We start from the raw sequence: 16,950 nt of genomic DNA, 5'->3' as shown, positions 1-16,950 counted from the left end.
ACAGGTTACAGACAATTATCCGGTTTGGGTAAGCCAGCCAGGCGTGCAGCCACTTTGGCTGGGCTGCCCGGAAAAAGCTTCATCAGGTAGATGCTGCGTCCCTTTTCCTTGCCCAGCTTGGCAGCAACAGCCTTGACCAGCGGTCGCATGGCCGGTGAGAGCTGATATTGCTGGTAAAAATCACGGAGCAGGTAGATGACCTCCCAGTGCGCCTCGGTCAGGTCCAGTTGCTCCTCTTTTGCCAGTAACAGGGCCACCTCAGGTGACCACTGCTCAAGATCATACAGGTAGCCTTCATCATCCAGGGCTATCTGATGTTCATTTACGAGAAGTTGCATATCAGAACCAACTCACTATGCGATCATGCTGGACAGTCAGCTCAACAAAGCCGGCATCATCCACTTCTGTCATATTATCTACGACTACGCCCCGCGCAAGTCGATCCGGGGCCAGGGCCACCACGCGGGCCGGGACTCGCGCCAGCTCGCTTCTGTGCTGAGGCAGTAGCCAGTATGTGCCATCTTCAATCAGCAAAAGTGTATCGTCCTCCGCAAGTGCCAGGGCGCAGGTCAAAAACGTATTACGGTCACTGGGTGAAGTATTCAAAATATGAAGAGTCATACAGTCAGTACCACATCATGGCGTTTAATCAGGTCATGCAACTCAGTGGTATCCAGCGCGACAGGGCAGGGCTCAAGCCGCTGAGCCTCAAGTCCATGCAGCGCCAGACTCTGCAGGCTGGTGTAAACCTGATTGATGTCATACAGAGGTAATGCGCCCAGCATTGCATTCAGATTTTTCTCGCCTACCAGGCTGCTGTTCTGATCGGGGAGAAGCTGCAGAACAGCATCGTCGAGTAACAGTAGAGATACCGGGATATCGAATATTGTTCCACTCAGAGCGATGTCAAGCGCGTCACGGGCTGCTGAGGAACCGTAGGGCGCCTTGCGACAGATCACCAGGATAGACTTCTGGCTCATCGCTGTCCTCCGAAAGTAATCACTCGGTCAGAGTGCAGACTGGCTTCTGCCAGTTGACCGAGCCCTGAGAGTTCAAAGCCATCAGCCAGGTTGTGATGGAGCTTTTCATAACGCTTGGCTTCACCAGCGTCCAGAACACCGCGTCGAACCGCTGCGGCTATACAGACAACCATGTCAAGACCATGTTCCTGCGCCAGCTGCTGCCAGTGCGCAGGGATGTTTTGCTCATCACGAGGCGGAGAGGCCAGTGCGCTGGCGTTGTAAACGCCGTCACGATAGAAGAATACACGGTGAATGTCATGGCCGGCCGCAAGAGCTGCCTTGGCAAAGCGGAGAGCCGTTCCAGCAGCGGCGGACTGATAGGGGGCCGCATGTACGACAAGGGTATAAATCATCTGCCTTGACCCTGAAATAAAAAAGCCCCGCAATCTTAACAGATTTGCGGGGCTCTGGTGGTCACTGAAATGATCAGTCGTCGCTGAAAGCGCCAACCAGGCTCAGCAGGTGCACCAGCAGGTTATAGATACTCAGGTAGAGACCTACCGTTGCCATCACATAGTTAGTGTAACGACCGTTAACAATGTTGCTCGTATCGTAAAGAATAAAACTTGACATCAACAATACTACCGCAGCAGAGAAAGCGAGCTGAATGCCGGAGATATCCACGCCGAACAGCGGCAGCACGAAGAGTGCGATCATCGCCACGATCAGGATCATGGAGCCAGCTGCCAGGAAGCCACCCATGAAGCTGAAATCCTTACGAGAAGAAAGGACGTAGGCAGACAGGCCCAGGAATGTAATGGCGGTCATACCCATGGCAGTCATCACGATATGGCCACCGTTCGGCAGCGCCAGATAATGATTCAGAATGGGACCCAAGCCGAAGCCAAGAAGACCGGTAAAGGCGAACGTCAGTGGCAGCGCAGCCGCTGAGTTTTGCTTGCGGTTGATGACGAACAGCAGTACAAAACTAAGCAGCACGCTACCCAGATACACCATAAACGGCGGATTGATCGCCATTGAAATACCTGCAGTCACGGCGCTGAACACCAGCGTCATGGCCAAGAGCATATAGGTATTGCGGATGACCTTATTGGTCTCCAGCACCGCGTGCGACGAGCGGGTTTCGATTGTACGTACGTTATCCATCATGAACCTCGTTAGTTATTTCCTTCTGCCTGCAATGATGAGGGTTTATACCTTTTTTTCAACTTTTTTGGCTGTTTGACTTCAAAAAGATTCCCAGTAGAATTTCAACCCGTGCGGAGGGGTGGCTGAGTGGTCGAAAGCACCGGTCTTGAAAACCGACGAGTCGAGAGGCTCCCAGGGTTCGAATCCCTGCCCCTCCGCCAATCTTCCTTATATGACTGTGCTCATCCTTACGAGTTCCCCGTGTCCGAATCCCATCTGCTCGATATTCTGTACGAAGACGAACACCTTGTTGCGATCAATAAGCCGGCCGGCTTACTGGTTCATCCCAGCTGGATTGCCCCGGCACGAACCCCCAACCTGGTGTCATTGTTGAAACTCCGTTACCCGGGGGAAACCGTTCACACCGTGCATCGCCTGGATCGAGCAACCTCGGGGGTTATCTTGTTTGCCCGTAAGAAGGATGTGGGTCAGCATCTGCAGCAACAATTCATCGAGAGAAGCGTCAACAAGACCTACCTGTGTGTTGTGAGAGGCTGGACAGAAGAGGGCGGGATAATCGACTATGCTCTCAAGCCTATTCACGATAAGCGTGAAGACCCTCGCGCAAACCCTGACAAAGAACCTCAGGATGCAATTTCCAGCTATCGTCGTGTTGCCACCGTGAGTCTGCCCATCCCGGTGGGTCGATATCCGGAAGCACGGTACTCATTGGTGGAGGTCAAGCCTGCAACCGGCAGGAAGCACCAGATTCGCCGTCATATGAAGCACATTCTGCATCCCATCATCGGAGATACCAAACACGGGGAAGGGCGCCATAACCGTCTGTTTCGAGAACACTTCGACTTACATCGAATGCTGTTGATGGCGACGGAGATTGAGTTTGAGCACCCTGTAACCGGGCGCAGAATGCATATTGAAGCCAGTATTGCCGAGGATGTGAAGAGCCTGTTTGAACAGCTCGGCTGGCTGGAGGGCTATCCGGTTACTGACAGGGTATCTGGTCAGTAACCGGAGGTTGATCAGGACAACCAGTTGTCCGGGTCATTCTCATCTGCAAACACTTGTGGCCATTCATCACGGCGATTGAGCATCTCACGCGCGATTGCTTTGGCGCCTTCAAGATCATGACTGGCCGCCCAGCCACACTGCAGTTCGTTACAGGCCGGCACTTCGGTTGCTGCCAGCACATCTTCGAGTGTGCGAGCAAAAACGTCCAGAATCTCCTGGTAATTGTCGTGGTTGAGAACGGAAAGGTAGAAGCCTGTCTGGCAACCCATAGGGCTGAAATCAAGCACGCAATCCAGATGGTTACGAATCAGTTCGGCAATCATATGTTCCAGGGAGTGCAATGACGGCATGGGCATATGAGCCTGGTTGGGCTGGCAGAAGCGCACGTCGTATTTGTGGACTCGGTCTTTCTCGCCTTCGGTCACACCGACCAGGCGGACATATGGGGCCACAACTTTAGTGTGATTAAAGTTAAAACTCTCGACGTTCATTAAAAAGCCTTTGTTTGATAAATACTTAAGAGCATGTTCTCACCTGGTTTGCCAACAACTGACCGCCACTCTCAGGTGATGCTGATGCCATATCTTAGCAAAGCCCGTCAGGAAAAGCAGAGGCTTCGCGATAGTCATAGTCAACTTGGCCAGGTTACTGTAAGCTTGACGTCCTAACACCTCCAGCCTGGAAATCGCTTCCGGGCTCAGGCTGGCACCCAAGATGCTGCCATCCTTTCATAACCAAGAGATCACTGAATGAGTTTTGCCTCACTGGGGTTATCCGCTCCATTGCTTAAGGCTGTTGCCGAGCAGCAGTACACTATACCTTCACCGATTCAGCAACAGGCGATCCCTGCGGTATTATCCGGCCGCGACGTCATGGCCGCCGCGCAGACCGGCACCGGAAAGACCGCCGGCTTTACCTTGCCGATCCTCGAGCAGCTTAGCCAGGGCAAGCCGGCAAAAGGTAATCGGGCTCGCGTGTTGATCCTGACACCCACGCGTGAACTGGCCGCTCAGGTAGCGGAGAGCGTAGCCACCTATGGCAAATATCTCTCCCTGAAATCAGCCGTTGTCTTCGGTGGAGTGAAGATTAATCCTCAGATGATGAAGCTTAGAGGCGGCGTGGATGTGCTTGTCGCAACCCCTGGTCGTCTGCTCGACTTATATCAGCAAAATGCCATTCGATTCGACAGCATTGAAACGTTCGTGCTGGACGAGGCTGATCGCATGCTTGATATGGGGTTTATTCGTGATATTCGAAAGATCATTCAGTTATTGCCGTCGAAACGTCAAAACTTGATGTTTTCGGCAACATTCTCGGATCCAATTCGTAAACTCGCCAAGGAGTTGATCCACGATCCTGTGGAAGTCTCTGTTACTCCTAGCAACAGTACCGCCAAGACTGTTACCCAGTTCGTTTATCCGGTCGATAAGAAGCAAAAGCCAAAATTGCTGTTGAAGTTGATCGAAGATGGAAACTGGGAGCAGGTGCTTGTCTTCACCAAAACCAAGCATGGCGCCAATCGCCTGACTCGCTTTCTGGATGAGGCGGGGATTAGTGCCGCAGCCATCCATGGAAATAAAAGCCAGGGAGCTCGCACCAAGGCGTTGTCAGGCTTCAAGAATGGTGAGGTGCGAGCGCTTGTTGCCACTGATATTGCGGCTCGAGGGCTGGATATTGACCAGCTGCCGCAGGTTGTCAACTTTGAGCTGCCCAATGTAGCGGAAGATTACGTTCATCGTATAGGCCGTACGGGGCGAGCGGGCGCCAGTGGTCAGGCCATATCGCTTGTTTGCCTGGATGAAAGCGACCTGCTGGGTGGGATTGAGCGCCTCACACGACAAACCATCGAGCGGCGAATTGTAGAAGGCTTCGAGCCTGTTCATCCGCTGCCGGATGCATCAGCAAAGCCTGGTGCGCACAGCAAGCGCAGGCCTCATCATAAAAATCATAAATCCGCACGACCAGAGCATAAAGATGGGCAGCGTACTCCTGGTACGCCAAAGCCGGCGCGGCGCCGCCCACGTACTCAAAGCAAGGCAAAGGCAACCGTCTGAGACGGGCACAAAAAAAGCGATCCCTTCGGATCGCTTTTTTTGTCAGCTCAGTACATTACAGAGCGACGATGTTCTCAGCCTGAGGACCTTTCTGGCCCTGAGTCACAGTAAACTGAACTTTCTGGCCTTCCTGCAGGGTTTTGAAGCCGCTGCCCTGGATAGCGCTGAAGTGAGCAAAAACGTCCGGGCCGTTTTCCTGTTCGATGAAGCCGAAGCCTTTAGTTTCGTTGAACCATTTTACAGTGCCGGTAGTAGTAGACATGCTGTTCTTCCTAAAACTTGAATGTGCCGGGATTACCCGAAAAAAAATGCTCTAAAAGTGGTGTTCTATCTACTCTTTGAGGCTCAGGACGAGTCAACGACAAGGCGGGACTTCGAAATGGACGCGGGTAAATATCTTCTTACTTTTAAGCGTTATCCATTCTAATGGGTTGTTTGCAGGTGTCAAACATTAATACCTCCTCAGCATACACTCAAAGTATTAGATACATATTATGTATTAATAATACAAATGAATCTTGAGTGCCCCTATCTTAGTCTTGGCGGGGTGTAAAAAATTGCCAATTGACTCGAGCGTGGTAGCATGCGTTTTTGCATACAACCACGCCAAAAGTACACACAGCTAATGACAACAAATTCTTCCTTCGCAGAGCAACTCAAGGGTCTCGACCGACCGCCTCGCATAGCCCTCATCGGGGCAATGGATCAGGAAATCGAACTGCTGAAAAATAGTCTTGATGACCTCGAGTCTCGCTCAATATGCGGCTTTGACTTCTACACGGGCACAATGCACGGTGTAGAGGTGGTTCTCCTCAAGTCAGGTATCGGCAAGGTTAACGCAGCGATCGGCACTACGCTGCTACTGCAGGCCTTTTCACCTGACTGCGTAATCAATACTGGCTCTGCGGGCGGCTTTGACAGTCGTCTTAACGTGGGAGATGTCGTTATTTCTGATGAAGTGCGGCACCATGACGTTGATGTGACCGTGTTTGGCTATGAGCCTGGTCAGGTTCCAGGCTTACCGCCTGCATTTACGGCAGATCCCTTACTGGCTCGGATGGCAGAGGAGTGCATTTCACAACTGCCGCACACAAACACTGTTCGCGGCCTGATTGCCACCGGCGACAGCTTCATGAACTGCCCCGAGCGTGTTGCTCATACCCGCAAGATATTTCCTGCCATGCAGGCGGTTGAGATGGAGGCTGCTGCAATCGCTCAAACCTGCCACCAGTTCGAGACACCATTTATTGTCATTCGGGCACTTTCGGACATTGCCGGCAAGGAGTCCAATCTGTCATTCGAGCAATTTCTGGATACGGCTGCCAAGCACTCTGCAGAGATGGTAATGGCACTGGTGCAACGCATAGCCGAGTATCACTCAAAACATTAAATAAAAAACATAACTTACTGTTTTAAAGGAATAAACATGATCAAGTCCTTCTATCCGCCAATGCGAACACTCATGGGGCCAGGCCCTTCCGATGTGCATCCCCGAGTACTGGCGGCGATGGCCCGACCAACCATAGGGCATCTGGATCCTGCATTCGTCGGAATGATGGATGAGATCAAGCAGCTTTTGCAGTACGCCTTACGCACTGATAATCCCCTGACAATGCCGGTTTCCGCTCCAGGCTCTGCCGGCATGGAGGCTTGTTTTGTAAACCTGGTCGAGCCCGGTGACAAGATTATCGTCTGCCAGAACGGGGTTTTTGGTGGCCGCATGAAGGAAAACGTGGAGCGTTTTGGCGGCATTGCACTCATGGTGGAAGACGCTTGGGGTGATGCTGTCAGCGTTGAAAAAGTACGTGCTGTGATGGAGCAGCATGACGATATCAAGGCTCTGGCCTTTGTGCATGCCGAAACATCAACGGGTGTTCGATCTGATGCCCAGGCGCTGTGCCGCCTTGCACGAGACTATGGGTGTCTGACCATTGTGGATGCCGTGACATCCCTTGGCGGCATCGAACTGGAAGTGGATGCCTGGGGGATTGATGCACTTTATTCTGGGACTCAGAAGTGCCTGTCTGCGCCACCTGGCATTTCGCCGGTCACCTTCAGCGAGCGCGCGCTGGATAAAGTCAGTAAGCGCAATACTCGCATTCCAAGCTGGTTCCTCGATAAAACGCTGGTGATGGGCTATTGGGGTGGCGGACAGAAGCGTGCCTACCATCATACGGCGCCTGTGAATGCTCTTTATGGCCTTCATGAAGCTTTGGTAATGCTGCAGGAAGAGGGCATTGAAAACGCATGGAAGCGTCATGAAACACATCATGAGGCACTGCGTAACGGCTTGGAAGCGATGGGCCTTCAGATGTCGGTTGCAGCTGATATCCGCTTGCCACAGCTCAATTCTGTTGCCATACCCGAAGGTATTGATGATGCAAAAGCGCGTGGCCAAATGTTGGAAAATTATGGTCTGGAAATTGGTGCAGGGCTTGGCGCCTTGGCTGGAAAGGTGTGGCGCGTAGGCTTGATGGGCACCTCATGCACCCGTCGCCATGTCATGCTTTGTCTGGATGCACTTGAAAATACGCTGCTTGAGCAGGGCGCTGCCATTCATGCTGGTCGGGCAGCGGCGGCCGCGGCCGCAGTCTATGCTACCCAGAACAAATAACAACGCACAACAGGAGGCGTCGTATGGCTAAGATTGCATTTATCGGGCTCGGTGTGATGGGTTTCCCAATGGCTGGACACCTGGCCAATGCAGGGCATGACGTGTGCGTCTATAACAGAACCGCCCAGAAAGCGGAGCGCTGGGTAGAAAAGTACAAGGGCTCATCTGCTCCAACCCCGGCAAAAGCAGCCGAAGGTGCCGAGTTTGTATTTACCTGCGTCGGCAACGATGACGATTTGCTGGAGGTGACCACGGGTGCGCAGGGTGTCTTGAGCACCATGCAACCAGGCAGTCTTCTCATTGACCATACCACAGCCTCTGCTGAAGTGGCTCGCAAGCTGGACGGACTGACCCGTCAGCAATCTCTTGGCTTTCTGGATGCACCTGTTTCAGGTGGCCAGGCCGGAGCCGAGAATGGCGCATTGAGCGTCATGGTTGGCGGTACAGCAGCCGATTATGCACGCGCAGAGTCTGTACTTCAGGCCTACGCCCGCTCGCAGAAGCTGTTGGGACCAGCAGGGAGCGGCCAGCTGGCAAAAATGGTCAACCAGATAGCGATTGCCGGTCTTGTCCAGGGGCTTGCGGAAGCAGTCCATTTCGTTCATCAATCAGGGCTTGATGGTGAAGCTGTTTTTGACGTGATTCAACACGGAGCCGCTGGTTCCTGGCAGATGATCAATAGACATAAAACCATGCTCAAGGGGGAGTATGACTTCGGTTTTGCTGTCGACTGGATGCGCAAGGATCTCCAAATTGCATTGAGTGAGGCCAGGCGCAATGGAGCACGCTTACCGGTGACGGCTTTGGTTGATCAATTCTATGCCGACATCCAGGCGAATGGCGGTGGTAGGCTTGACACATCAAGCCTCCTGAAAAGGCTTGAGAAAGAGGGTTAAAGTCTCGATAATGCTGCGTTTTGTGTATCCCAACTAGAATGATTACAACAGAGGTAGTTCTATGTTCGATATCGACAAATACAGCATGATCTCTTTTGCTCCAAGCATTCTGATCGTCGCAGCGATGCTGGTAATCAGCTTTTTTGGCCTGCGCTTCATGAAGCGTGAAATTGCCAAAGACGCTGCACGCGCTCAGCAGCAGAAGTAAGTCTGCATATTGTGCCGGAGACAACTCCGGCACATGTTTTATCCCACCGCGCTCAAGGAGTTGTTATGACTGTCAACAGCCGATCCCGTCTGGATTCTGCCGCCCAGCAAAGTGATAAAGAGCGCCATCCGTTACTGTCCGATAACGATATAAACACCATTCTCGTCAATGGCGCGCAAATTTCACTAAGCAAACTCAAGCGCGCACGGTCCTTCGATGCTCGCCTGTATTATTACGCCGAAATTGGCGCCTATCTTGAGGTTTCACTGTCCCGAGGCGCCGGCATTCTGGATACCACTAGGGAGCAACTGCAGCGCATTCATACGGAAGCAACGCATCTGCACATGGATGCTAACAAAACCCTCAACGCCGTTGGCTGACACCACCGAAATACAGCCCAGTGACCGAGTTTGATAGCAAATCCTTTCTAAAGGGACTGACGCGCCGCCCAGGCATCTACCAGATGTATGACGAGGCGGATAAGATTCTGTATGTCGGCAAGGCCAAGAATCTGCGCAATCGCGTCAGTAGCTATTTTCGCACAACGGGTTTGAGTCCCAAGACACAGGCACTGGTGGCTCGCATCAGCCGAATAGAGGTGACCGTTACGGGGAGTGAGACGGAAGCGTTGCTCCTGGAACAAAACCTCATCAAGCAGCAACGCCCGCCTTACAATATCCTGCTGCGCGATGATAAATCCTATCCCTATATCTTCGTTTCAGATCGGGATCAATTTCCAGCAATTCGGTTTCGTCGCGGTACAGGGCGACAAAAAGGGCGCTATTTCGGCCCTTATCCAAGCTCTGGCGCAGTTCGCGAGAGCTTGAATCTGTTGCAGAAAGTGTTTCGCATACGGCAGTGTGAAGACAGCTTCTTTCGCAACCGCTCTCGTCCCTGTCTCCAGTATCAGATCAAGCGCTGTACTGCACCCTGTGTAGATCTGATCCCGGAGAGTGAATATCGACAGGACCTCAACAATGCCATGTTGTTTCTGGAAGGGCGAAATCACGAAATTATGCAAACGCTGGGCGAAGAAATGGATGCCGCAGCCCAGCGACTTGATTTTGAACGTGCTGCTCAACTGCGCGATCAGATCAGTGCGCTTCAGCAGGTACAAGAGCAACAGTATGTATCGGGCCAGTCTGGAGATGCTGATATTTTCGGATGCGCCATTCAGCCGGGAGGCGTTTCCATCCACGCGCTTTTTGTACGTGCAGGCCGCGTAATCGGCAGCAAGGCATACCACCCCAAAGTATCGATCGAGGACAGTGCTGATGAAGTGCTGTCTTCCTTTGTTGCTCAATTTTATCTGTCAGGTCCGCGTGAAATCCCCCCCCTGGTAATTACATCGGTAGCGATCACCGACGCTGAATGCGTTCAGCAGGCCCTGGAGCAGCGCCGCGGTCGCAAAGTAGCAGTTCAGCACAGCGTGAGAGGTGAGCGTGCAGGTTGGCAACGATTGGCTCAGACAAACGCTGAGCAACAACTCAGTAGCCATTTGGCCAGCAAGCAGAACGTTTACAACCGCTTCCTGAGTCTGCAGGACGCATTGTCACTGGATAGTATGCCCACGCGGCTGGAATGCTTTGATATCAGCCACAGCTCAGGTGAGGCCACCGTAGCCTCCTGCGTCGTATTTGACCGGGACGGACCCAAAAAGAGTGATTACCGTCGCTTCAATATCGACGGGATTACCCCGGGAGACGACTATGCCGCAATGCATCAGGCCCTGACCCGCCGATATACAAAGGTGAAAAAAGGAGAGGGTGCATTACCTGAACTGCTGATTATTGACGGCGGAAAGGGACAGGTGGCTCAGGCCATGGACGTACTTGAGAGTTTACAGATCAATGAAATTACCGTCGTAGGCATTGCCAAGGGGCCCACACGTAAAGCGGGTTTTGAGATTCTGATTCGGGGAGATACGGGTGAAGAAAGTCTTTTGGCGTCCGATTCACCGGCACTACACTTGCTTCAGCACATTCGAGATGAATCACATCGCTTTGCAATTGCAGGGCACCGAGCCCAGCGAGGAAAAGCACGAAAGCGATCGATGCTGGAAGAAATACCAGGAGTCGGCCCCAAACGACGGAGAGAGCTGCTTCGCCACTTTGGCGGAATCAAAGAGGTCGAGCGCGCCAGTATTGAAGAAATCGCTAAAGTCTCTAGTATAAGCCGGACGCTAGCACAGGAAATATATGCAGCGCTCCACCCCGAAAGTTGACCAGGATGTAACGGGATACTCTTTTGCTGACAATCAAAATACCTAATCTGCTTACGCTACTGCGTATTGTGTTGATACCGGTCTTCATACTGGTTTATTACCTGCCATATGGCTGGGCTCCTTGGCTTGCATCGGGGATATTTGGACTCGCGGCGGTGACGGACTGGTTCGATGGTTATCTGGCTCGTCGTTTGAACCAGAGCTCGCCTTTTGGCGCCTTCCTGGATCCGGTTGCGGATAAATTGATGGTCGCGGCAGCGCTGGTATTGCTGGTAGAGGCCTATGCCAATCCTATTGTAACCATTCCGGCTATTGTCATTATCGGACGCGAGATTGTGATTTCAGCCTTGAGAGAGTGGATGGCAGAGCTAGGACAGCGTGCCAGTGTTGCCGTCTCGATGATTGGCAAGATCAAGACGACCTTGCAGATGGTATCCATTCTGGTGCTGATCGCTGCTCCACTGGAATCACTACTGTCATTGCTCGGTATCTTGGCGCTTTATGGCGCTGCAGCTCTGACTCTCTGGTCCATGCTGGTTTATTTACGTGCAGCATGGCCGCATCTAAGTGAAGATATCTGAGTAAGTGGTTAATTTTTAAGCACTTTTCAAGTATTTTTTTTGTAAAACAGTTGACATGAAGGCGGAGCGCCTTATAATACGCTCCATTGTTGAGGCGCGGGAATAGCTCAGTTGGTAGAGCACAACCTTGCCAAGGTTGGGGTCGCGAGTTCGAGTCTCGTTTCCCGCTCCAATTCAACAATATGTGAGGCTGGATGGCAGAGTGGTCATGCAGCGGACTGCAACTCCGTGTACGCCGGTTCGATTCCGACTCCAGCCTCCATTCACTCCCTTGTTTTACGCTGTTAGAAATTTTCATACTGTCTTATAGAAGTTAAACCGACCGAGTGTCGGTGTTTTTGTTTTTAAAACCTCAACAAATTTTGTTTAAATTAACTTGTTGACAGTATCAATCAACTCTCTATAATACGCATCCACTGTTGAGACGCGGGAATAGCTCAGTTGGTAGAGCACAACCTTGCCAAGGTTGGGGTCGCGAGTTCGAGTCTCGTTTCCCGCTCCAATTCAACAGTATGAGGCTGGATGGCAGAGTGGTCATGCAGCGGACTGCAACTCCGTGTACGCCGGTTCGATTCCGACTCCAGCCTCCATTCACTCCCTTAGCGCCCTCAACAAAGCGCATCCGGTATTTCCCAAGCCCAAGCCGTCACGATCTCAAGTATTCGTTCAGGCTTTGTTTGACTTGTGTTCATGCTCACCGCATATAAAAAGGGCGCTTTTGAGCACCCCTGCGTTATTACTTCCAGCGATTCGGTTCGTATCTGAACGTCGGTAATGACCATCGCCAATAAAGTGCTGCTAACCTGATGGTTAGTCCGAATGCAAATGAGGCAATCAGATTTATATCTTCTTCAATGCCCATGGCATTAAGCTGCAAATAAAGAAGGGCAACCAGCAGAGAGACGCTCGCATAAAGCTCGTGGCGAAACACGACGGGGACACGCTGACATAGCACGTCACGAAGGATGCCGCCAAAAATGCCGGTAATCATGCCTGCCATTACGACGACTGCCAGGTTGTACTCCAGATTGAGGGCGACGTTGCAGCCTATAATCGTGAAGGCGATCAGTCCCATCGCATCCAGCAGCAGGAAAAGCTTATGCAGATGATGCATAAAGCGCGCAATAACAATGGTGAGAAGGCCGGCAGAAACTGTCAGGTAGATATAGGATGGATGCTGTGTCCACGAAACCGGGAAGTTACCCAGAAGGATGTCGCGGATCGTCCCGCCCCCAAGTGCCGTAATAAATGCAATGACACCCACGCCAAAGATATCCATGTTGCGTCTTCCGGCAGCAAGGGCGCCCGACATGCCTTCAGCGATAATCGCGATGATATAGATATAGGTGAGCACGAAAAAACCTCCCTCTTGGGAATGATTTTCGCCTCTCCCTCTGTCCGGTTACCTGAGAGTTTGAGCGGTCGATGCCGCATTGCCCCTTCGGTGGGCTGGTAGGATCCAGCCTCTCTCCAGTCGACGTGTTAGAACTGATGATCGCAGTACATGAGCCTGAGCGATTATGGGAGTTTGCGCCTTCGGCGGAATGACTAAGAAGCCACTCTCTCTCCTGCGATGGGGGGGATTATAAATGGATGGGATGGAAAGACCAATAGCCGCTCAGGTGCGACGCTTAATATCTTTGATGAGACCACTCAGATCAAGGCCTGTATTCGCGGCAAGCGTGTCCAGGTCGTGGAAAGTAGGGGGGAGTTTGGGGCGGTTAAGGTGTGCTTGCTGCTGTTTTTCTCTTTCTTCGTGTCTTTGCTTAATAAGCTTTTCCAGCTTCAGCTTGATACTTTCAAGCTGCTCAGGCTCGAGCCCCATAAGAAAAGCAGAAACATCACAGCTATCGGTCATAATGATCAAACCTGGCAGAAAAACTGCCGATCAAGAATAGATAAAGACATCAAATGTGAGAAAAAAGGCACAGGGCGTTTATCTTAGATTGGTGCCCGGAACCGGACTCGAACCGGTACAGCCAAAGGCCGAGGGATTTTAAATCCCTTGTGTCTACCAATTTCACCATCCGGGCTGGGGGAGACGCCATAAAAAAGCAGGTAGCCTTTTTAATCAATGCGTTAAGCGCGCATTGTGACTTCCCCAGTCTGGAAAGTCAATGACCAATACGCGCTCAATTCAATTAGAGGCGTGCCATGCACGCCGCAGTATCAAGCATCCGGTTAGAGAAGCCCCATTCATTGTCATACCAGGCAAAAACCTTAACCATTCTGCCGCTTACGTGTGTTTGAAGGCTGTCGAAAATACAAGAGGCACTGTGGTGGTTGAAATCAACTGAAACGAGGGGTGTTTCATTGTATTCAATAATGTCGCGTAGATCCGAAATTGACGCCTGACGCATCAAGTCATTGACTTCTTCAACCGAAGTTTCACGTTCAGCTGTAAATGTAAGATCAACCAAAGACACATTAGCTGTTGGTACGCGCACAGCCAGCCCGGACAGTTTGCCGTTCAACTCCGGCAGTACCAAACCAACCGCTTTCGCTGCGCCGGTTTTGGTCGGGATCATGGACAGGGCGGCTGCACGCGCACGATAGAGGTCGGTATGGTAGACATCAGTCAGATGTTGATCATTAGTGTAAGCGTGAATGGTTGTCATCAGGCCTTGAGTGATTCCCAAGCCATCATTGAGCACTTTAGCCATGGGGGCCAGACAATTCGTTGTGCATGATGCATTTGAGACAATGAGATCTGAGGCCGTCAAAGTGGATTCATTGACACCAAAGACAACAGTAGCATCTGCATCCTTGGCGGGAGCTGAAACCAGAACCTTTCGTGCACCCTGTTGAATATGAATCTCTGCCTGCTCTTTTGAAGTAAAGCGACCGGTGCACTCGAGTACGATATCAACATCCAGATCGCGCCAGGGCAGGGCATGGGGATCGGCCTGTTGCAGCATGGGGATGCGATAATCACCGACCAGCAAGTGATTATCAGATGTGCTTACAGGCCACATGAAACGGCCATGTACAGAATCAAACTGGGTCAGATGGGCGCTGATAGCTGCATCGCCAAGATCATTGATAGCAACGATCTGAAATTCTTCTTGTCGTCCACTTTCAAAGAGTGCGCGCAGAATATTTCGGCCGATACGGCCATAACCATTAATCGCAATTCTAATAGGCATCTGTCAGTCTCCTTTGCCGCCATAGTGACATCTTAGAATAAATCGCACCTTTGGGAACGTATTAAGACACAACTACTTGCGTGGGAACGGCAGAGGTCGTTAAATAAAGGCTGCATGGCAATACGTATTATCAATACATATCCGGTACTTTATGACCAGAAAAAATGACACCCACAGCAGAGCGATAGAAATTGCAGATAAGCTGCTTGAGGAGGGCATACGCCCCACGCAGCAGAATGTACGTGAACGCCTTGGTACCGGTAGCCTGACAACAATCAATCGCGCGTTGAATGATTGGTGGCATACTCTCGCTGAGCGTGTACAACGACGAAACGAGCACCCTGAACTCCCCGAGCCGGTGGTTCAACTGGCAAACCAGACATGGAATCGTGCTCTGGCGTACGCAGAACACCGCTTCAATCAGCAAAGAGCCGAAATCGAGCGGCAACAGGCTGAGTTGAAGCAGGCTGCCGAGACGCAGAGATCTGGCGGGGAAGCTGCATTGCTGGAGGCACAAAAGCAGAATGCGCGGTTACTGGAGCGTTGCGAACGTTTGGCTGATGAGAAACACATGCTTGAGAAACGTCTCCTGGAGGCAGAGGAACAGCACATCAGGCTCAGCATGGAAAGAGACCGGGCGCTGCATGAAATAAAGCAACTCAAGAAGCTAAGCAGCCATCAGGGCATGCACGATGAAGCCATTATCGAGCTAAAGGTACAGACGCGTATTCAGGAAGAGGAGCTTCAGCGACTGAGGCGTCAGAACGACCAGCTCAGTAAGGAAAATGCGGCATACAAGGCGCGCAACTGACTCTGCAACACTTAATAAACTGCCTTCCAATAAACCCGCAGGGTATTGTTTATATGGAGTTTTACCTAGAGCCTAGCACCAAGGTAAAAGACGTTACAGAACGCCTGAAAGCATGTCGCTATGGCGATGTAATCAGCTGTACTGATGCCGGTCTGTTCGAGGTTGCCAAGGCAATCCTGGTTCGTGAAAAGCTGCCAGGCCTGACTGTGCAATTATTGGACGACTCGGATTATGTTTTGCGTTCGGTAACCAGTCGAAAGCGGCGCGATAATCAAAAGACGGACCGGTTTAACGATCGACAGGAAGCTGTTCTCAAGGCACTGGAGAAGGTGCTTGCACATTGCGAGAAAGAGGGTATTAGATTGATCGGGTTCAGTGATGATCTGGTTGCTGTGCCCGCTCATCTTGATGACGGAAGTGGCTTGTCTGCAGAAGCCGTCGATCTGGATACATGTGGTGTGTATCGGGGTGCCGAATACAGAGGCAACTAGGCCAAAAGCAACTAGACCAAAAGGTAGTGCAGTCACAATGTCGCGTCAGTCCGAATCTGTTAATCTTTCCCGCGTGTGATGCAAGAGGCCCCGACATGAACAACAAGATCCGTATTCTGCTGGTAGATGACCACTCGATCGTAAGAGCAGGTTTTCAGCACATGCTGCTCAAAGAGGCAGATATGGAAATTGTGGCAGAAGCTGAAAATGGCAGTCAGGCAGTTGATCTGTACCGGCGCGTCAAGCCCGATGTCGTGGTAATGGATCTGGCAATGCCTGCTGATCAAGACACCCCGGAAGCATCTTCAACGACGGGGGGGCTTGATGCTATCAAACGCATCATGCTGGGAGATCCTGAGGCCCGCATACTGGTGCTGACCATCTGGGAGGCCAGTCCTTATCCCTTGCGAGTAGCCGAAGCCGGTGTAAAAGGTTATGTCACCAAGCGTTGCGCCCAGAATGAGCTGGTACACGCAGTTCGCGAGGTTTATGCCGGGCGCACGTACTTTTCTCCCTCAGTAAGCGAACAGATTTCACAGGATGCGGAAGGGGGTGTGGAGTCTTCTCCGATTTCCCAGCTGACACGACGTGAACTCGAAATCTTCACATTACTGGCCGAAGGTCGTAGCGTGAATACCATTGCCGAGACTGTCTTCCTGAGCCCAAAAACAGTGCATGCACACCGTGCAAACATCTTGCGCAAGCTCAAGCTCAACAACGGTTCCGAAATTATTCACCTGGCATTGCGCATCGGCATCATACAGGCCTGATTTTCGGCATGCGCT

General features: G+C 51.7%; 22 protein-coding genes, 6 tRNA genes and 2 riboswitches. Of the genes, 17 read left to right on the top strand and 11 right to left on the bottom strand.

Annotation, left to right across the window (positions count from 1 at the left end):
- Nucleotides 1-5: 5 nt before the first annotated feature.
- The 5 genes from LN244_RS08170 to LN244_RS08150 form a co-directional block, all read right to left on the bottom strand.
- A complete protein-coding gene (locus LN244_RS08170; RefSeq protein WP_239042333.1) occupies nt 6-338 on the bottom strand; it encodes a TusE/DsrC/DsvC family sulfur relay protein in 333 nt (110 codons plus the stop codon).
- A 1-nt stretch (nt 339) separates the two neighbouring features.
- Complete coding sequence (gene tusB, locus LN244_RS08165; protein WP_239042332.1) at nt 340-621, bottom strand: sulfurtransferase complex subunit TusB; 282 nt, start codon at nt 619-621, stop codon at nt 340-342.
- Complete coding sequence (gene tusC, locus LN244_RS08160) at nt 618-980, bottom strand: sulfurtransferase complex subunit TusC (RefSeq protein ID WP_239042331.1); 363 nt, start codon at nt 978-980, stop codon at nt 618-620. The genes tusB and tusC overlap by 4 nt, the downstream gene beginning before the upstream one ends.
- Entirely contained in the window at nt 977-1,375 is a 399-nt protein-coding gene (tusD, locus tag LN244_RS08155; RefSeq protein ID WP_239042330.1) for a sulfurtransferase complex subunit TusD, read from the bottom strand. The genes tusC and tusD overlap by 4 nt, the downstream gene beginning before the upstream one ends.
- 73 nt (nt 1,376-1,448) lie before the next feature.
- Nucleotides 1,449-2,129 (bottom strand): Bax inhibitor-1/YccA family protein, encoded by a 681-nt coding sequence (locus LN244_RS08150; RefSeq protein WP_239042329.1) that lies wholly within the window; start codon nt 2,127-2,129, stop codon nt 1,449-1,451.
- 115 nt (nt 2,130-2,244) lie between these two features.
- Between LN244_RS08150 and LN244_RS08145 the strand changes: the two genes are divergently transcribed.
- Nucleotides 2,245-2,332 (top strand) — tRNA-Ser (locus LN244_RS08145).
- 40 nt (nt 2,333-2,372) lie between these two features.
- Nucleotides 2,373-3,140, top strand: coding sequence for a pseudouridine synthase (locus LN244_RS08140; protein WP_239042328.1), 768 nt, complete (start codon nt 2,373-2,375; stop codon nt 3,138-3,140).
- 11 nt (nt 3,141-3,151) lie between these two features.
- On the opposite strand, the gene LN244_RS08135 is transcribed toward LN244_RS08140, so the two are convergent.
- Nucleotides 3,152-3,631: an S-ribosylhomocysteine lyase gene (locus LN244_RS08135; protein ID WP_239042327.1), complete on the bottom strand. Its 480-nt coding sequence runs from the start codon at nt 3,629-3,631 to the stop codon at nt 3,152-3,154.
- 258 nt (nt 3,632-3,889) lie between these two features.
- Between LN244_RS08135 and LN244_RS08130 the strand changes: the two genes are divergently transcribed.
- Nucleotides 3,890-5,194 carry a DEAD/DEAH box helicase gene (locus LN244_RS08130; RefSeq protein ID WP_239042326.1) on the top strand — a complete coding sequence of 435 codons (1,305 nt, stop codon included), beginning with the start codon at nt 3,890-3,892 and terminating at the stop codon, nt 5,192-5,194.
- A 55-nt stretch (nt 5,195-5,249) separates the two neighbouring features.
- On the opposite strand, the gene cspE is transcribed toward LN244_RS08130, so the two are convergent.
- Nucleotides 5,250-5,456 (bottom strand): transcription antiterminator/RNA stability regulator CspE, encoded by a 207-nt coding sequence (gene cspE, locus LN244_RS08125; protein ID WP_181738938.1) that lies wholly within the window; start codon nt 5,454-5,456, stop codon nt 5,250-5,252.
- A 363-nt stretch (nt 5,457-5,819) separates the two neighbouring features.
- Here cspE and mtnN point away from each other — a divergent pair, with 363 nt between their 5' ends.
- The 11 genes from mtnN to LN244_RS08070 all read left to right on the top strand — a co-directional run bounded on the left by mtnN (nt 5,820) and on the right by LN244_RS08070 (nt 12,307).
- Complete coding sequence (mtnN, locus tag LN244_RS08120; RefSeq protein ID WP_239042325.1) at nt 5,820-6,584, top strand: 5'-methylthioadenosine/S-adenosylhomocysteine nucleosidase; 765 nt, start codon at nt 5,820-5,822, stop codon at nt 6,582-6,584.
- Between the two features lie 36 nt (nt 6,585-6,620).
- The gene (locus LN244_RS08115; RefSeq protein WP_239042324.1) at nt 6,621-7,808 is read left to right on the top strand and encodes a pyridoxal-phosphate-dependent aminotransferase family protein; all 1,188 of its coding nucleotides are present in this window, start codon (nt 6,621-6,623) and stop codon (nt 7,806-7,808) included.
- 23 nt (nt 7,809-7,831) lie between these two features.
- Nucleotides 7,832-8,704, top strand: a complete 873-nt coding sequence (locus LN244_RS08110; protein WP_239042323.1) for an NAD(P)-dependent oxidoreductase — start codon at nt 7,832-7,834, stop codon at nt 8,702-8,704.
- A gap of 61 nt (nt 8,705-8,765) precedes the next feature.
- Complete coding sequence (locus tag LN244_RS08105) at nt 8,766-8,912, top strand: hypothetical protein (protein ID WP_239042322.1); 147 nt, start codon at nt 8,766-8,768, stop codon at nt 8,910-8,912.
- Between the two features lie 65 nt (nt 8,913-8,977).
- Nucleotides 8,978-9,292 carry an excinuclease ABC subunit C gene (locus tag LN244_RS08100; protein WP_239042321.1) on the top strand — a complete coding sequence of 105 codons (315 nt, stop codon included), beginning with the start codon at nt 8,978-8,980 and terminating at the stop codon, nt 9,290-9,292.
- Between the two features lie 20 nt (nt 9,293-9,312).
- The gene (gene uvrC, locus LN244_RS08095) at nt 9,313-11,136 is read left to right on the top strand and encodes an excinuclease ABC subunit UvrC (RefSeq protein WP_275424711.1); all 1,824 of its coding nucleotides are present in this window, start codon (nt 9,313-9,315) and stop codon (nt 11,134-11,136) included.
- Between the two features lie 32 nt (nt 11,137-11,168).
- Entirely contained in the window at nt 11,169-11,717 is a 549-nt protein-coding gene (pgsA, locus tag LN244_RS08090) for a CDP-diacylglycerol--glycerol-3-phosphate 3-phosphatidyltransferase (protein ID WP_239042387.1), read from the top strand.
- A gap of 96 nt (nt 11,718-11,813) precedes the next feature.
- Nucleotides 11,814-11,889, top strand: a tRNA-Gly gene (locus tag LN244_RS08085).
- Nucleotides 11,890-11,905: 16 nt separating this feature from the next.
- A tRNA-Cys gene (locus LN244_RS08080) sits at nt 11,906-11,979 on the top strand.
- 164 nt (nt 11,980-12,143) lie between these two features.
- Nucleotides 12,144-12,219: transfer RNA gene (locus LN244_RS08075), tRNA-Gly, on the top strand.
- Between the two features lie 14 nt (nt 12,220-12,233).
- Nucleotides 12,234-12,307 (top strand) — tRNA-Cys (locus LN244_RS08070).
- Nucleotides 12,308-12,453: 146 nt separating this feature from the next.
- On the opposite strand, the gene LN244_RS08065 is transcribed toward LN244_RS08070, so the two are convergent.
- The 4 genes from LN244_RS08065 to gap all read right to left on the bottom strand — a co-directional run bounded on the left by LN244_RS08065 (nt 12,454) and on the right by gap (nt 14,863).
- Nucleotides 12,454-13,071, bottom strand: a complete 618-nt coding sequence (locus tag LN244_RS08065; RefSeq protein ID WP_239042320.1) for a trimeric intracellular cation channel family protein — start codon at nt 13,069-13,071, stop codon at nt 12,454-12,456.
- 30 nt (nt 13,072-13,101) lie between these two features.
- Nucleotides 13,102-13,201: riboswitch (glycine riboswitch) on the bottom strand.
- 4 nt (nt 13,202-13,205) lie between these two features.
- Nucleotides 13,206-13,298, bottom strand: a riboswitch (glycine riboswitch).
- A gap of 37 nt (nt 13,299-13,335) precedes the next feature.
- Complete coding sequence (locus LN244_RS08060; protein WP_239042319.1) at nt 13,336-13,575, bottom strand: hypothetical protein; 240 nt, start codon at nt 13,573-13,575, stop codon at nt 13,336-13,338.
- 89 nt (nt 13,576-13,664) lie between these two features.
- Nucleotides 13,665-13,750: transfer RNA gene (locus LN244_RS08055), tRNA-Leu, on the bottom strand.
- A 108-nt stretch (nt 13,751-13,858) separates the two neighbouring features.
- The gene (gene gap, locus LN244_RS08050) at nt 13,859-14,863 is read right to left on the bottom strand and encodes a type I glyceraldehyde-3-phosphate dehydrogenase (RefSeq protein ID WP_239042318.1); all 1,005 of its coding nucleotides are present in this window, start codon (nt 14,861-14,863) and stop codon (nt 13,859-13,861) included.
- Nucleotides 14,864-15,014: 151 nt separating this feature from the next.
- Between gap and LN244_RS08045 the strand changes: the two genes are divergently transcribed.
- From LN244_RS08045 to LN244_RS08035, 3 genes are all read left to right on the top strand, one after another.
- Nucleotides 15,015-15,674, top strand: a complete 660-nt coding sequence (locus LN244_RS08045) for a DNA-binding protein (protein ID WP_239042317.1) — start codon at nt 15,015-15,017, stop codon at nt 15,672-15,674.
- Nucleotides 15,675-15,727: 53 nt separating this feature from the next.
- Complete coding sequence (locus LN244_RS08040) at nt 15,728-16,165, top strand: response regulator (protein WP_239042316.1); 438 nt, start codon at nt 15,728-15,730, stop codon at nt 16,163-16,165.
- A gap of 95 nt (nt 16,166-16,260) precedes the next feature.
- Nucleotides 16,261-16,935, top strand: a complete 675-nt coding sequence (locus LN244_RS08035) for a response regulator (protein ID WP_239042315.1) — start codon at nt 16,261-16,263, stop codon at nt 16,933-16,935.
- The last annotated feature ends 15 nt before the right edge of the window (nt 16,936-16,950 follow it).

Source organism: Marinobacterium sediminicola (assembly GCF_022343685.1).
GTDB classification, from domain to species: Bacteria; Pseudomonadota; Gammaproteobacteria; order Pseudomonadales; family Balneatricaceae; genus Marinobacterium; species Marinobacterium sediminicola.
This window is presented reverse-complemented; position numbering and strand designations above follow the sequence as displayed.

Coding starts and splice junctions, on each gene's coding strand:
- LN244_RS08170 (WP_239042333.1), bottom strand. CDS start 338: ATGCAACTTCTCGTAAATGAACATCAGATAGCCCTGGATGATGAAGGC.
- tusB (WP_239042332.1), bottom strand. CDS start 621: ATGACTCTTCATATTTTGAATACTTCACCCAGTGACCGTAATACGTTT.
- tusC (WP_239042331.1), bottom strand. CDS start 980: ATGAGCCAGAAGTCTATCCTGGTGATCTGTCGCAAGGCGCCCTACGGT.
- tusD (WP_239042330.1), bottom strand. CDS start 1,375: ATGATTTATACCCTTGTCGTACATGCGGCCCCCTATCAGTCCGCCGCT.
- LN244_RS08150 (WP_239042329.1), bottom strand. CDS start 2,129: ATGGATAACGTACGTACAATCGAAACCCGCTCGTCGCACGCGGTGCTG.
- LN244_RS08135 (WP_239042327.1), bottom strand. CDS start 3,631: ATGAACGTCGAGAGTTTTAACTTTAATCACACTAAAGTTGTGGCCCCA.
- LN244_RS08130 (WP_239042326.1), top strand. CDS start 3,890: ATGAGTTTTGCCTCACTGGGGTTATCCGCTCCATTGCTTAAGGCTGTT.
- cspE (WP_181738938.1), bottom strand. CDS start 5,456: ATGTCTACTACTACCGGCACTGTAAAATGGTTCAACGAAACTAAAGGC.
- mtnN (WP_239042325.1), top strand. CDS start 5,820: ATGACAACAAATTCTTCCTTCGCAGAGCAACTCAAGGGTCTCGACCGA.
- LN244_RS08115 (WP_239042324.1), top strand. CDS start 6,621: ATGATCAAGTCCTTCTATCCGCCAATGCGAACACTCATGGGGCCAGGC.
- LN244_RS08110 (WP_239042323.1), top strand. CDS start 7,832: ATGGCTAAGATTGCATTTATCGGGCTCGGTGTGATGGGTTTCCCAATG.
- LN244_RS08105 (WP_239042322.1), top strand. CDS start 8,766: ATGTTCGATATCGACAAATACAGCATGATCTCTTTTGCTCCAAGCATT.
- LN244_RS08100 (WP_239042321.1), top strand. CDS start 8,978: ATGACTGTCAACAGCCGATCCCGTCTGGATTCTGCCGCCCAGCAAAGT.
- LN244_RS08060 (WP_239042319.1), bottom strand. CDS start 13,575: ATGACCGATAGCTGTGATGTTTCTGCTTTTCTTATGGGGCTCGAGCCT.
- gap (WP_239042318.1), bottom strand. CDS start 14,863: ATGCCTATTAGAATTGCGATTAATGGTTATGGCCGTATCGGCCGAAAT.
- LN244_RS08045 (WP_239042317.1), top strand. CDS start 15,015: ATGACCAGAAAAAATGACACCCACAGCAGAGCGATAGAAATTGCAGAT.
- LN244_RS08040 (WP_239042316.1), top strand. CDS start 15,728: ATGGAGTTTTACCTAGAGCCTAGCACCAAGGTAAAAGACGTTACAGAA.
- LN244_RS08035 (WP_239042315.1), top strand. CDS start 16,261: ATGAACAACAAGATCCGTATTCTGCTGGTAGATGACCACTCGATCGTA.